Below are 13,749 nucleotides of genomic sequence, written 5' to 3'. Positions count from 1 at the left end.
TCCAAGCCAATTCCATGAGCTTGGAGTTAAAGCTTAGACTATGGCGCCTGTGTTACCAGATTAGACCTGCAACCAAAACGTCACTGGACCGTCATTCACCAAAGACACTTTCATATCGGCAGCGAAGCGGCCACGCTGTGTGGGTAAGACTTCTTCACACAAGTCAGAAAAGTAATCATACAAGCGCTCTGCATCAACAGGATGCGCACCGCGAGAAAAGCCAGCTCGCGTGCCTTTTTTTGTATCCGCAGGCAGCGTAAATTGAGAAACCACCAGCACTTTACCTTCCACCTGTTTAACGTTTAGGTTCATCTTGCCTTCGTCATCTTCGAACACACGGTAGGTTGTAACACGCTCCATTAAACGCTTTGCTTTAGCTTCATCGTCGTCCTTCTCTACGCCCAATAAGACCAGCAGACCACGATCAATTTCTCCTACGACTTCACCATCCACACGGACGGCTGCTTCACTGACTCGTTGAATTAGCGCTATCACTACTCTCGCTTCCTTCATCTGTTAACTGAGATTCAGCGGTCGAGTGTATCATGTCTAAATCTTCACTCCAGTGCTCTCGCTCACCAAGCGCAGCCGTAACTTCCGCCCCCAATAACACGATCATCCAGCATAAATACACCCAAACAAATAAGATAGGAATCGCCGCTAACGCGCCGTAGATGAGCTGATAAGACGGAAACTGAGTGATGTAGAGTGCAAAGCCTTTTTTACTCAACTCGAACAGTATCGCGGCGACTGCTGCCCCCATGGCACCATGAGCGAGGTGTACTTTTTTATTCGGCACTAGAATATACAAGCCAAGAAAAGCAAAAAAGGACAGCAACAACGGTAGCCAACGCAGAAATAGATTAAACGCACCAGATAATGTCTCATTCTCTAAAATTTGCAGCGAAGTCACGTACGACGTCGCCGCAATACTCGCACCGACCATGATCGGCCCTAACGTGAGTACCATCCAATACATAGAGAATGAAAAGACTAAACGGCGCTTGTCTTTAACTCGCCAAATGTAGTTTAAGTTCTTATCAATGTTGGAAATCAGCATGACCGCTGCGATGAATAAAAACCCACCGCCAACCGCGCTCATTTTGCCCGTATTCGCCACAAATTCCTGTAATGCCGTATGTACAGCTTCTCCAGAAGCCGGCACAAAATTCTCAATAATGTAGCCTTGCAGCACCTCACCAACGTTCGCAAAAACGGGAAATTTCGACAATATTGATAACAATACCGTCAGCATTGGCACAATAGACAACAAGGTAATGTAGGCAAGATAGCCCGCGTTCACATTCACACGGTCATGCGTTAATCGCTTAAGAAGGTACGTAAAAAACGCGACGCAACTTGGCAGTAGATTGATTAATCTCGCCTTGTAACTCTCTGATAACTGGTTCATAGTTCATCCCATAATTAGCGCCGAGGACATAAGAATGCCTTATTTATTAGCAATTGTACTATCAATTTTCACTTTAACAGGGTGTCAATCTGCTTATTACTCAGCAATGGAGCAGGTTGGGTATCATAAACGAGATATTATGGTCGACCGCGTCGAAGATGCCAAAGAATCTCAACAAGATGCACAAGAAGAATTCACCAGTGCACTTGAAGCCTTATCTGCGATCACCAACTTTGATGGTGGTGAGCTAGAAAATGTCTACAACAACATCAATGACAAATACGAAGATAGCGAAAAAGCGGCTCAAGACGTACGTGACCGTATTGCTGCGATTGAAGACGTATCTGGCGCACTGTTTGATGAGTGGCAAGATGAGCTAGAGCTGTACTCGAGTGCGAAACTGCGTCGTTCAAGCGAGCAAAAGCTACGTGAAACCAAAGCCTCGTACAAAACCATGCTTAGCGCTATGAAGCGTGCAGAGAAAAAGATGACACCGGTACTGGACACGCTACGTGACAACACGTTGTACTTAAAACACAACCTTAACGCCAGTGCGATTGGTTCTTTGCAAGGTGAGTTCTCTAGCTTAGAGAAAGACATTCAGTTTGCGATCAAACAAATGAACGAAGCGATTGCAGAGTCCGATAAATTCCTACAAAAGCTCAATCAAAAGTAAATGATTCAGACCTCCTCCTAGTGAGGAGGTTTTAGTCGGCGACCTCACCGAGTAAACCGATGACTCTTCGAACAAAGCCTACTCTCTCTGGCACAGTTCCCCATGGCACTTCTACCACTTCATAACCCAACTCAGTATAGACACTCACTAACGACTGATGAATCTCCAATGCTTCTTCAAAGCTGTGCGGACGCACTTCATCTTGTACGTAAATGGATGCTTCAGGTCGACAAGTAAACACCTGACTATGGTACCCAGCGCTTTCGGTTAAGAAAGCTTGGTCAACCTTACAGCCGCCCACTTGTAGGTATGCAATGATGTCGGGGATGGCGCGATCAACAAACGCAACATCATGACAACGCGCATCACTCTTTTGTTTGTCCATCAACCCAAGGCATAACTTGGCAAACTCAGGTAAATTCGTCCACGGCAAAATACCATTTTCTAACTGGCTTTGCTGCTCAATCAAGTCGCGAGACCCTTCAGGAAACGTGGCGTAACCACACGCGTCTAGCGCATTCAGCAGTGTTGTTTTTCCCGCACCAGGCCCACCGGTGATAATAATCGGGTTCATATTCAACTCCAGAAAACAAAAAGCCCCGAGCATAACTCGAGGCTTCTTCTTAATTGAATCGCTTAACGAAAATTATTTCGCGCCACGAGAAGCACGCTTACGGTCGCTTTCCGTTAGGAACTTCTTACGGATACGGATACTTTCAGGCGTTACTTCTACTAGCTCGTCGTCATCGATGAATTCTAGTGCTTGCTCAAGAGTCATCTTGATTGGCGGAGTAAGAACCTGTGCGTCATCGGTACCTGATGCACGAACGTTGGTTAGCTGCTTACCTTTCAGTGCGTTTACCGTTAGGTCGTTGTCACGGCTGTGAATACCGATAACCATACCTTCGTAAACTTCAACACCGTGACCGATAAATAGACGACCACGCTCTTGAAGGTTGAACAGTGCGTTAGTTAGCGCTTTACCCATCGCGTTCGCGATTAGTACACCGTTTACACGTTGACCGATGTTACCGCCTTTGTGAGGGCCGTAGTGATCAAACGTATGGTAAAGAAGACCTGAACCTGAAGTCAGTGTCATGAATTCCGTTTGGAAACCGATCAGACCACGTGATGGCATAACGAAGTCCATACGCACACGACCTTTACCGTCTGGAGACATGTCTTTCAGCTCACCTTTACGTAGGCCGATGTTCTCCATGATGCCGCCTTGGTGCTCTTCCATTACGTCGATAGTTACCGTTTCGAACGGTTCCATCAACTGACCATCTTCTTCTTTGATGATTACTTCTGGACGAGATACTGCTAGCTCGAAGCCTTCACGACGCATGTTTTCGATCAGGATAGAAAGGTGAAGTTCACCACGACCTGATACGCGGAATTTATCTGGATCGTCTGTTTGCTCAACGCGTAGTGCAACGTTGTGTACCAGTTCCTTCTCAAGACGCTCAAGGATGTTACGTGACGTTACGAACTTACCTTCTTTACCCGCGAATGGAGACGTGTTTACTTGGAACGTCATTGTTACTGTTGGTTCATCAACAGACAATGGTGGTAATGCTTCTACTGCGTTTTGTGCACAGATAGTGTCAGAAATTTTCAGCTCGCCAAGACCAGTGATTGCGATGATATCACCCGCGTTAGCTTGTTCAACTTCGTGACGCTCTAGGCCAAGGTAGCCCATTACTGTACCCACTTTACCGTTGCGAGTTTTACCATCAGCACCAATAATGGTTACCTGCTGGTTTGGTTTAACGCTACCACGAGTTACGCGAGCCACGCCGATAACACCAACGTAAGAGCTGTAGTCTAGCTGAGAAACTTGCATCTGTAGTGGACCATCAAGGTCAACATTTGGCGCGTCAACAACATCAACGATAGTTTGGAATAGTGGTTCCATGTTCTCGCCAGTTTCGCCTTCTTCTAGAGAAGCCCAACCGTTAAGTGCTGATGCGTAAACTACTTTAAAGTCTAGCTGGTCATCAGTTGCACCTAGGTTGTCGAACAGGTCGAACACTTGGTCCATAACCCAATCAGGACGTGCGCCAGGGCGGTCAATCTTGTTGATTACAACGATTGGTTTTAGACCGTGAGCAAACGCTTTTTGTGTTACGAAACGCGTTTGAGGCATTGGACCATCAACTGCGTCAACGATAAGTAGTACAGAGTCTACCATCGACATGATACGCTCAACTTCACCACCGAAGTCCGCGTGTCCCGGAGTATCTACGATGTTGATACGGTAATCGTTCCAGTCGATTGCTGTGTTTTTAGCAAGAATGGTAATACCGCGCTCTTTCTCGATGTCGTTCGAGTCCATGACTCGCTCTTCAGCTTCACCGCGAGACTCAAGCGTGCCTGATTGTTGTAGCAGCTTGTCAACCAACGTGGTTTTACCGTGGTCAACGTGCGCGATGATCGCGATATTTCTTAATTTATCAATCTGTGGAGTAGCCATGGATATTGATTCACTTAGATAGATGAAATGCCCCCACGCTGAGAACGGGTGCTCTCTGGCGACATTTGCTGATTAAAAAAACGGCCATAATGTACCAGATTTTAGCAAAAAGCCTAGAAATATGTGATCTACTCCCGAGCATTTCTGCGATTTTTACACTTAATGCCCATTTTCTTCCTCAGAACGAATTGATTAAACGCAACTTTATTCTAATCGATGCATAATTCAAATTGACTCTTGCTCAAAAACTGGGCTGAATACGCAATGTACCTGTCACATTATGGTGCAACAATGATTTTTGGCACCATAATAGTGCAAGCAAAGATCATTTTGGTGCAAGCAAGTGCACCAAACTAGCATTCAAAAACACAATTGCTTGAAATTAATGGAATATTTTTTTGGCACGGTTTTGGCTTTAGTTAAAACAGCATCGATTAATGAAAAGTCAAATTGATTAATCAATGCCAGGTTTCATGAATAATTCATAAATCGAGCTTTTACCGCTTATTAACACTGGAGGTTATCCAAGATGTCAGTAGAAAACGTTCTATCGCTGATCCAAGAAAACGAAGTTAAGTTTGTTGACCTACGCTTCACTGATACAAAAGGTAAAGAGCAGCACATTTCGATCCCTGCTCACCAAATCGACGCAGACTTCTTCGAAGAAGGTAAAATGTTCGATGGTTCATCAGTTGCTGGCTGGAAAGGTATCAACGAATCAGACATGGTAATGATGCCTGACGCATCTTCTGCTGTGCTTGACCCATTCACGGAAGACGCAACACTAAATATCCGTTGTGACATCTTAGAGCCTGCAACAATGCAAGGCTACGACCGTGACCCACGCTCTATCGCAAAACGCGCTGAAGACTTCATGCGTTCTACAGGTGTTGCAGATACTGTACTTATCGGTCCTGAGCCAGAATTCTTCCTATTTGATGACGTGAAGTTCTCGACAGACATGTCAGGCTCTTTCTTCAAAATCGACGACGTAGAAGCGGCATGGAACACAGGTTCTGACTACGAAGAAGGTAACAAAGGTCACCGTCCAGGCGTTAAAGGTGGTTACTTCCCAGTAGCTCCAGTAGATTCATCTCAAGACATCCGTTCTGCTATGTGTCTAGTAATGGAAGAAATGGGTCTTGTTGTTGAAGCGCACCACCACGAAGTGGCAACGGCGGGTCAAAACGAAATCGCAACTCGTTTCAACACGCTAACAACCAAAGCTGACGAAATCCAAATCTACAAGTACGTTGTACACAACGTTGCTCACGCGTTTGGTAAAACAGCGACGTTTATGCCTAAACCACTTGTTGGCGACAACGGCAGCGGTATGCACGTTCACCAGTCTCTAGCAAAAGATGGCGTAAACCTATTTGCTGGTGACAAGTACGGCGGTCTATCTGAAATGGCGCTTTACTACATCGGTGGTATCATCAAACACGCTCGTGCAATCAACGCATTCGCTAACCCATCAACAAACTCGTACAAACGTCTTGTACCAGGCTTCGAAGCACCAGTAATGCTAGCTTACTCAGCGCGTAACCGCTCTGCTTCAATCCGTATCCCAGTGGTACCAAGCCCGAAAGCACGTCGTATCGAAGTTCGTTTCGGTGACCCAGCGGCGAACCCATACCTATGTTTCGCAGCAATGCTTATGGCTGGTCTTGACGGTATCAAGAATAAGATCCACCCAGGCGAAGCGATGGATAAAGACCTTTACGATCTTCCAGCTGAAGAAGCAGCAGAAATCCCAACTGTTGCATACTCACTAAAAGACGCGCTAGCAGAGCTAGATGCTGATCGTGAGTTCTTAACAGCGGGCGGCGTATTCTCTGACGACTTCATCGATTCATACATCGACCTTAAGTCTCAGGACGTAGAGCGTGTGAACATGACAACTCACCCTGTTGAGTTCGAACTTTACTACTCTGTGTAAGGTCGACACTGTGTAAAATGTAAACACAGCAATAAAATATTAGGCTCGCCTCGCAGGCGGGCCTTTTTTGTATTCGCCACTCAAGCTTCGACGTTTAACATGAGGGGATAATAAAAATACACTTAGAATTTTTCCTTACAGGTCAAAGAGCTAAGCCATTGAAACGTGAAATCATCGAACAAGAGAAGGTGAGCAATGAAAGTTCAGCTTATTCCATCACTGTGTGCACTCAGCGGATTGTTAATCGCCTCTATCGCCTTCGCGCAGGTCGCGTATACGTGGGTAGATGAAAATGGCGTGGTTCACTTTAGTGATACGCCAAACAAAGGAGCAAAAGCGATCGCACTGCCAAACCTTGAAGCCAGCGCACCAGCTCCTGAGGTAGAAAGTACTGAATCGCTCGCACCTCAGACTACGCCATCTACTGCATCACAAAACAAGCCAGAGAAAACAACCGAGAAGCCTCTTCCATTACAACTCTCGATGCTGACTCCCAAGCACAACGAGACCATCCGCAGCAATCGAGGCATCATCAATATTCAATTAGAAACCAATCGCAAGCTTGGTATCGGTGAGCAATTGCAATTGTTACTCGATGGAAAACCTTATGGTGCACCACAAAGCCATATAGTGTGGCAGTTAAACAATATTGACCGAGGCACTCACACACTTGCTGTGCACGCGAAAAGAAGCGGCAAGCTTATTGCATCTACTAGCCCTATAACGGTGCATTTACATAGAGCAAGTGTTAAGCCGACCGTAAAAGGGGCAAAATAGAATATCTGGTGAAAAAAATCACATCACAGCGGTGCTTTTCACTTTTTCTTCTAAGATTTATTCGCCATACTTAACGTTCAATTGCACCATTATTGTGCATCGCACAATCTTAAAGCAAAACAAGGACGTAATGTGGATACCAGTCTTCCTAGTGCCATTCTCAACAATATGGTGACAGCAACGCTGATTCTTGATGATGGATTGGCCATCCGTTATGCCAATCCGGCTGCCGAGTTGCTATTTTCTCAAAGCGCCAAACGAATTATTGAACAATCACTTTCTCAATTGATTCAGCATGCGTCGCTGGATCTCGCGCTGCTCACTCAACCGTTGCAAAGTGGCCAAAGCATCACCGACAGTGACGTCACTTTCGTTGTTGATGGCCGCCCTTTAATGCTAGAGGTGACGGTTAGCCCTATCACTTGGCAAAAGCAGTTGATGCTTCTGGTCGAGATGCGCAAAATTGATCAGCAGCGCCGACTCTCTCAAGAACTGAATCAACACGCCCAACAACAAGCGGCGAAGCTGTTAGTCCGAGGGCTTGCACATGAGATTAAAAATCCGCTTGGCGGCTTACGCGGTGCGGCGCAATTGCTAGAAAAAATGCTGCCAGAGCCCTCTCTCACCGAATATACACACATCATCATTGAGCAAGCAGACCGTTTAAGGGCGCTCGTGGATCGATTACTAGGACCGCAGAAGCCAGGTAAGAAGACACAAGAGAATCTGCACCAAATTCTTGAAAAGGTTCGCCAACTGGTTGAATTAGAGTCACAACGCTCAATCATCATTGAACGAGATTATGACCCAAGCTTGCCAGAGATTTTGATGGATACAGACCAAATCGAACAGGCAATGCTTAATATCGTCAGCAACGCCGCACAAATTCTTAGCCATCAAGAACACGGGAAAATAACCATTCGCACCAGAACGGTGCATCAAGCCAATATTCACGGCAAACGCTGTAAACTCGCTGCTCGTGTCGAAATCACAGACAACGGCCCAGGTATTCCACCGGAACTACAAGACACGCTGTTCTATCCCATGGTCAGTGGCCGCGAGGGAGGAACTGGATTAGGGCTATCTATTTCGCAAAATTTGATCGACCAGCACAATGGAAAAATAGACGTAGAAAGCTGGCCTGGTCACACAACATTTACTATTTATCTGCCGATCTGATTGCGCTAATGGACTTCAAGTCGCGTCAGTTTTTCGGTTTGCTGCAAGGATTACTACATGAGTAAAGGATATGTTTGGGTCGTTGATGACGACAGTTCAATTCGCTGGGTAATGGAGAAAACGCTCTCCTCTGCCAACATCAAATGTGAAACCTATGCCGATGGAGAAAGCGTGTTAATGGCGCTCGAACGCGAAGTGCCGGATGTTCTAGTATCAGACATTCGCATGCCAGGTATTGATGGGTTGGAGCTACTAAAGCAAGTACAGCGCGATTACCCAGACCTTCCCGTGATTATCATGACCGCGCATTCAGATTTAGATGCGGCAGTGAATGCGTACCAAAAAGGTGCTTTTGAATATTTACCAAAACCTTTTGATATTGATGAAACTTTAACTCTGGTTGAACGAGCCATTGCACACAGCCACGAAAACAAACGCGAGCAGCTCTCTCCAGAAGACATTCCAGCAGAAACGCCTGAAATTATCGGTGAAGCACCAGCGATGCAAGAGGTGTTTCGCGCCATTGGTCGTCTTTCTCGCTCCTCTATTTCAGTCTTGATTAACGGTGAATCGGGCACGGGTAAAGAACTCGTTGCTCATGCACTGCACCGTCACAGTCCACGTGCTAACAAACCTTTCATTGCGCTCAATATGGCGGCGATTCCCAAAGACTTGATTGAATCAGAACTGTTTGGCCACGAAAAAGGCGCGTTTACGGGAGCAAACAATGTTCGTCAAGGACGATTCGAACAAGCCAATGGCGGCACTCTATTTTTAGACGAAATCGGCGACATGCCATTGGACATTCAAACTCGTTTACTACGCGTTCTAGCTGACGGGCAGTTTTATCGAGTGGGCGGTCACTCTCCGATCAGTGTCGATGTACGAATTGTCGCGGCAACACACCAGAACTTAGAAAAGCTGGTGCACGAAGGTGACTTCCGTGAGGACCTCTTTCATCGCTTAAACGTGATTCGCGTGCAGATCCCGGCACTGCGTGAGCGTAAGCAAGACATTGAAAAGCTTACACAGCATTTTCTTATCCGTGCGGCTGATGAGCTTGGTGTGGAAACAAAAACTCTCCACCCATCGACCGTGGAGATTCTTAACCGCCTTGATTGGCCTGGCAACGTTCGTCAATTAGAGAATATTTGCCGTTGGCTAACCGTTATGGCCAGTGGTAGCGAAGTGTTACCAAATGACTTGCCAAGCGAACTACTCGAAGAGAAAAAATCCATTTCAGACGCTGCACATGGTAGTTGGCAAGAACAATTGGCGGATTGGGCGCGGCATTCACTCGCAGCAGGAGATAAAGAACTACTTTCTTACGCTTTACCAGAATTTGAACGCATTTTATTAGAAGCAGCCTTAGAGCACACTAAAGGTCATAAGCAAGATGCCGCTAAAGTATTAGGCTGGGGGCGAAATACACTCACCAGAAAATTAAAAGAATTGTACTGACAATCACTTACGTGGTGCGTTAACAACGAGCGTCGTTTGTCACTCGATATTAATAAAAACATCAGTACAATTGTGGCGCACCACCATCTATGTGATTAGGCGATGTCTACTGCTACGACTCAAATTACACTGCGTACTGCTGTTCTGATTCCATTTGTCATGATCTTCTTACTGGCGATCGGTGTCATTGTCTACGTCCAAAAACAAAGTTACGAAGAAGTGGTCACGGATATCAGTGACAAGCAACTTTCCGTGTTAACCGAAAGCGTCCACGACCACCTCAATAGCTATCTACGTAAGCCTTTTACTGCGGTTATGGCTCTCGCGCACAACGTCAGCTATCACAACCTTTATCGCCCTCACGATACCTCAGACATTCAAAACTACCTGCTGAGTGCATTCAAAAATCTTTACCAATCGATACCGCAGTTGGATGTAATCGCATTTGGTTCAGAAAACGGCGACTTTGCAGGCTTTCGCCGCGAGCTTTCCGACGATTACACCTTAATGGTGCAAGATCGCCACACCGATGGTGATCTGGTTATTTATGGAACCAACCATGTGAGTAACAACATTCGAACGGTTATCTCCCAATACGATCCTCGCACTCGCCCATGGTATAAGCCCGTTGCAGATAGCCAAGACGCCACTTGGTCTGAAATTTATACCAACGCTGATGAACGCCAGGATATTACGCTATCAGCCATGACGCCGGTGTACAAACACGACCAATTTGCTGGTGTTTTGGTGACAGACATTCGTATCAATACATTCAACGAGTTCCTGCGCGAGTTAAAATACAACACTAAAGCGTCGGTCTACATCATGGACCCAGATCATCGTTTAATCGCTCACTCAGGCCCGGGAAGCGTCATCTCATGGGGCACAAAATTTTCGGATAAAGGGCAGCGTTTGCTTGCCGCTGAAAACGCAGACCCGATCATCAAAATCAGTGCGAGCCGCGTCCGGTCTTTCGATCTCAACAACACCAAGCAACCTTATACTTTTTCATTTGAACATGATGGCCAACGTATTTTCAGTCGGCTAACCCCGTATCGAGACCAAGATGGCTTAACATGGTTTATTGGCACCTCCATTTCGGAGTCCGAGCTTCTCGGCCTGTTACCGAAAAGCCAGCAAGAGAGTTGGCTCGTTGGCATTATTGTAAGCCTATTTGGGATCGCCATCAGTTGGATCATTTTCAACCGAGTTACTAGACCAATTAACGCGACGGCCGCCGCCGCTCAGCACCTGGCAAATGGGGATTGGGATAGCGGCATGCCAAAGCCTGGTTATGTGTATGAGACAACCGTACTGGTTCATGCTTTTAATGAAATGGCGAACAATCTAAGAGCTTCATTCAAAGCATTGCGTGAACAGTTGGTTTATGACTCTCTAACACGCTTATATAGCCGTCAGGGTTTGGTCGAAATCTGTGAAAATCAGTCTGATCTTTGTCACGGCAGTTTATTTTTACTTGGTATCAACAAATTTAGAGATATCAACGACAGTGTGGGTCATCACAACGGCGACCAGCTGTTGGTCAGCATCGCTGAAAGGTTAAAACAGCAGTTTCGTGACAACGCATTATTGGCTCGGATTGGTGGTGACGAATTCGCGGTGTTTCTCTCAAATGTCGACACTGAAACCAAAATTAAACAAACCGAGCGTCGATTACAGCAACTCTTTTCCACCCCATTTATGGTGGAAGGCGAGAATGTAGTGATGAAGATTTCACTTGGTATTGTACAAACCCAGCCAAACGAAACCATGCCTTTATGGTTACGCAACGCCAGCATCGCATTAAGTTACGCCAAACAAGACTCACTGACTGGTGTTTGTCACTACAGCCCAGAACTAGCGAGCGCTTCAAAGTTTCGTACACAAATGCTGACCAAGATCCAAACTGGCATTGAAAACCGAGAGTTTATTCCTCATTACCAACCGATTGTGGATCTCGTCAGTGGCACAGTGTGTGGCGCCGAAGCATTGGCGCGTTGGCATAGCGACTCAGGTATGGTGTCACCATTAGATTTTATCCCAATCGCGGAAGAAAGCGGCATGATCAAAGCCATCGGCCAACAGATTCTGTTACAAGCTTGTCGCGACACTTACCAAGCGATCGAAAGCAAACAGTGGCCGTCGGACTTCCAACTGCATGTGAATATCTCCGTTAATCAACTATCCTGCCCAAGTTTTGTTGATACGGTGACAAGCGTATTGGATATCACGAAATTACCAGCAAGTAACCTCACACTAGAGATCACAGAATCACGTATCATTGATAGCGCACCGACCACACTAGAAAATATGACTAAACTGCGTGAAATGGGTATTGGTATCGCGATAGATGACTTTGGCACCGGCTACTCATCACTGGGTTACCTCCACTCTCTGCCGTTTACCTGCTTGAAGATTGATCGCACCTTCATCAATCAACTCACACAAGAAAACTTAAACAGTTCAGTCGTCGCTGCCGTCATCAATATCACAGCAGGTCTCAAAACTAATGTCGTCGCGGAAGGTGTCGAGGATAGCAATCAAGCACAATTACTGCGCTCTTTAGGCTGTAATCAGGTGCAAGGCTTCTACTACAGCCGCCCTATGCCACTAGAAGAATGGCCAACACATTTGGTGAACATGAAGTAGAAAAGAGCGAGAATCGTTGATTTCCTAGTCATCCTCTACTGACAATCTACCCAACTGTTATTTATACTTAACTGCAAATCTTACCCATGTATTGTCACAGATGATGTTTGGGCCCTGTTCCAGTTCATAACTATCCGGATCGACAAAATGATAACGAAGAACCTTCCTCTTACTGATTTGCACCGTCACCTCGACGGTAACATTCGTACTAAAACGATTCTTGAGCTAGGCCAAAAGTTTGGCATTGCCCTACCAGCGTACGATATTGAGTCTCTCACTCCTCACGTTCAAATTGTCGAAGCGGAACCCTCTCTTGTTGCTTTCCTTTCTAAGCTCGACTGGGGTGTTGCTGTACTGGGCGATTTAGATGCGTGTCGTCGTGTCGCGTACGAAAACGTAGAAGACACGCTAAACGCGCAAATCGATTACGCTGAGCTGCGTTTCTCTCCTTACTACATGGCGATGAAACACAAGCTACCAGTAGCGGGGGTTGTTGAAGCCGTCGTGGACGGTGTGCAAGCAGGTATGCGCGATTTTGGCGTGAAAGCCAACCTGATCGGTATCATGAGTCGCACATTTGGCACTGACGCATGTCAACAAGAACTGGACGGCATTCTGAGCCAGAAAGATCACATCGTTGCCGTCGACCTTGCGGGTGACGAGCTAGGCCAACCGGGTGATCGCTTTGTGTCTCACTTCAAGCAAGTACGCGATGCTGGCCTCGGGGTAACGGTCCATGCTGGTGAAGCAGCAGGTGCAGAGAGCATGTGGCAAGCAATCAATGAGCTGGGCGCAACTCGTATCGGTCACGGCGTAAAAGCGATTCACGATCCAAAACTGATGGATTACCTAGCAGAAAACCGCATTGGTATTGAATCTTGCCTGACGTCAAACTACCAAACAAGTACGGTAGAAACGCTAGAAAACCACCCTCTCAAGCAGTTCCTAGAGCATGGCGTTCTTGCGTGTCTGAACACTGACGATCCAGCGGTTGAAGGCATCGAACTGCCATACGAATACGAAGTAGCAGCACCAGCCGCTGGTCTGAGCCAAGACCAGATTCGCCAAGCGCAAATCAATGGCCTTGAGATTGCGTTCCTTTCAGAAACAGAAAAAGCGGAACTGAGAGAAAAAGTAAAAGATCGCGCTTAAATCCAGCGAAAACATAAAAAAATGCCAGC

11 protein-coding genes are annotated in these 13,749 nt (G+C 46.4%); 7 read left to right on the top strand and 4 right to left on the bottom strand.

Translation table 11 applies throughout. The annotated features are described in order from the left end of the window. Window positions 1-60: 60 nt before the first annotated feature. Window positions 61-495 carry a D-aminoacyl-tRNA deacylase gene (gene dtd, locus R7Z47_RS16370; RefSeq protein WP_005379282.1) on the bottom strand — a complete coding sequence of 145 codons (435 nt, stop codon included), beginning with the start codon at window positions 493-495 and terminating at the stop codon, window positions 61-63. Next, window positions 467-1,411, bottom strand: coding sequence for a virulence factor BrkB family protein (locus tag R7Z47_RS16365; RefSeq protein WP_033905908.1), 945 nt, complete (start codon window positions 1,409-1,411; stop codon window positions 467-469). Before R7Z47_RS16365 ends, dtd begins: the two co-directional genes overlap by 29 nt. Before the next feature lie 34 nt (window positions 1,412-1,445). Between R7Z47_RS16365 and R7Z47_RS16360 the strand changes: the two genes are divergently transcribed. Next, the gene (locus tag R7Z47_RS16360; protein ID WP_005382972.1) at window positions 1,446-2,087 is read left to right on the top strand and encodes a DUF2959 domain-containing protein; all 642 of its coding nucleotides are present in this window, start codon (window positions 1,446-1,448) and stop codon (window positions 2,085-2,087) included. Between the two features lie 31 nt (window positions 2,088-2,118). On the opposite strand, the gene R7Z47_RS16355 is transcribed toward R7Z47_RS16360, so the two are convergent. Then, a complete protein-coding gene (locus tag R7Z47_RS16355) occupies window positions 2,119-2,661 on the bottom strand; it encodes an AAA family ATPase (RefSeq protein ID WP_031779018.1) in 543 nt (180 codons plus the stop codon). Window positions 2,662-2,733: 72 nt separating this feature from the next. Continuing rightward, window positions 2,734-4,563 carry a translational GTPase TypA gene (gene typA / locus R7Z47_RS16350; RefSeq protein ID WP_005379276.1) on the bottom strand — a complete coding sequence of 610 codons (1,830 nt, stop codon included), beginning with the start codon at window positions 4,561-4,563 and terminating at the stop codon, window positions 2,734-2,736. A 529-nt stretch (window positions 4,564-5,092) separates the two neighbouring features. On the opposite strand from typA, the gene glnA reads away from it, so the two are divergent. The 6 genes from glnA to add all read left to right on the top strand — a co-directional run bounded on the left by glnA (window position 5,093) and on the right by add (window position 13,720). Further along, complete coding sequence (glnA, locus tag R7Z47_RS16345; RefSeq protein WP_005379275.1) at window positions 5,093-6,502, top strand: glutamate--ammonia ligase; 1,410 nt, start codon at window positions 5,093-5,095, stop codon at window positions 6,500-6,502. Between the two features lie 195 nt (window positions 6,503-6,697). Continuing rightward, the gene (locus tag R7Z47_RS16340; protein ID WP_053307274.1) at window positions 6,698-7,279 is read left to right on the top strand and encodes a DUF4124 domain-containing protein; all 582 of its coding nucleotides are present in this window, start codon (window positions 6,698-6,700) and stop codon (window positions 7,277-7,279) included. 132 nt (window positions 7,280-7,411) lie between these two features. After that, window positions 7,412-8,458, top strand: a complete 1,047-nt coding sequence (glnL, locus tag R7Z47_RS16335) for a nitrogen regulation protein NR(II) (RefSeq protein ID WP_017821940.1) — start codon at window positions 7,412-7,414, stop codon at window positions 8,456-8,458. Window positions 8,459-8,515: 57 nt separating this feature from the next. Beyond that, entirely contained in the window at window positions 8,516-9,919 is a 1,404-nt protein-coding gene (glnG, locus tag R7Z47_RS16330; protein WP_171343032.1) for a nitrogen regulation protein NR(I), read from the top strand. Between the two features lie 102 nt (window positions 9,920-10,021). Continuing rightward, window positions 10,022-12,568, top strand: coding sequence for an EAL domain-containing protein (locus R7Z47_RS16325; protein ID WP_145473365.1), 2,547 nt, complete (start codon window positions 10,022-10,024; stop codon window positions 12,566-12,568). A 147-nt stretch (window positions 12,569-12,715) separates the two neighbouring features. Beyond that, on the top strand, window positions 12,716-13,720 hold the full coding sequence (gene add / locus R7Z47_RS16320) for an adenosine deaminase (RefSeq protein WP_262606844.1): 1,005 nt from the start codon (window positions 12,716-12,718) through the stop codon (window positions 13,718-13,720). The last annotated feature ends 29 nt before the right edge of the window (window positions 13,721-13,749 follow it).

This window comes from Vibrio sp. 1641, assembly GCF_033339995.1.
In the GTDB taxonomy this organism is placed as follows: domain Bacteria; phylum Pseudomonadota; class Gammaproteobacteria; order Enterobacterales; family Vibrionaceae; genus Vibrio; species Vibrio alginolyticus.
Note: the sequence above shows the minus strand (reverse complement) of the source record. Positions and strands in the feature narration are given on the sequence as shown.

Coding starts and splice junctions, on each gene's coding strand:
- R7Z47_RS16365 (WP_033905908.1), bottom strand. CDS start 1,411: ATGAACCAGTTATCAGAGAGTTACAAGGCGAGATTAATCAATCTACTG.
- R7Z47_RS16360 (WP_005382972.1), top strand. CDS start 1,446: ATGCCTTATTTATTAGCAATTGTACTATCAATTTTCACTTTAACAGGG.
- R7Z47_RS16355 (WP_031779018.1), bottom strand. CDS start 2,661: ATGAACCCGATTATTATCACCGGTGGGCCTGGTGCGGGAAAAACAACA.
- typA (WP_005379276.1), bottom strand. CDS start 4,563: ATGGCTACTCCACAGATTGATAAATTAAGAAATATCGCGATCATCGCG.
- glnA (WP_005379275.1), top strand. CDS start 5,093: ATGTCAGTAGAAAACGTTCTATCGCTGATCCAAGAAAACGAAGTTAAG.
- R7Z47_RS16340 (WP_053307274.1), top strand. CDS start 6,698: ATGAAAGTTCAGCTTATTCCATCACTGTGTGCACTCAGCGGATTGTTA.
- glnG (WP_171343032.1), top strand. CDS start 8,516: ATGAGTAAAGGATATGTTTGGGTCGTTGATGACGACAGTTCAATTCGC.
- R7Z47_RS16325 (WP_145473365.1), top strand. CDS start 10,022: ATGTCTACTGCTACGACTCAAATTACACTGCGTACTGCTGTTCTGATT.
- add (WP_262606844.1), top strand. CDS start 12,716: ATGATAACGAAGAACCTTCCTCTTACTGATTTGCACCGTCACCTCGAC.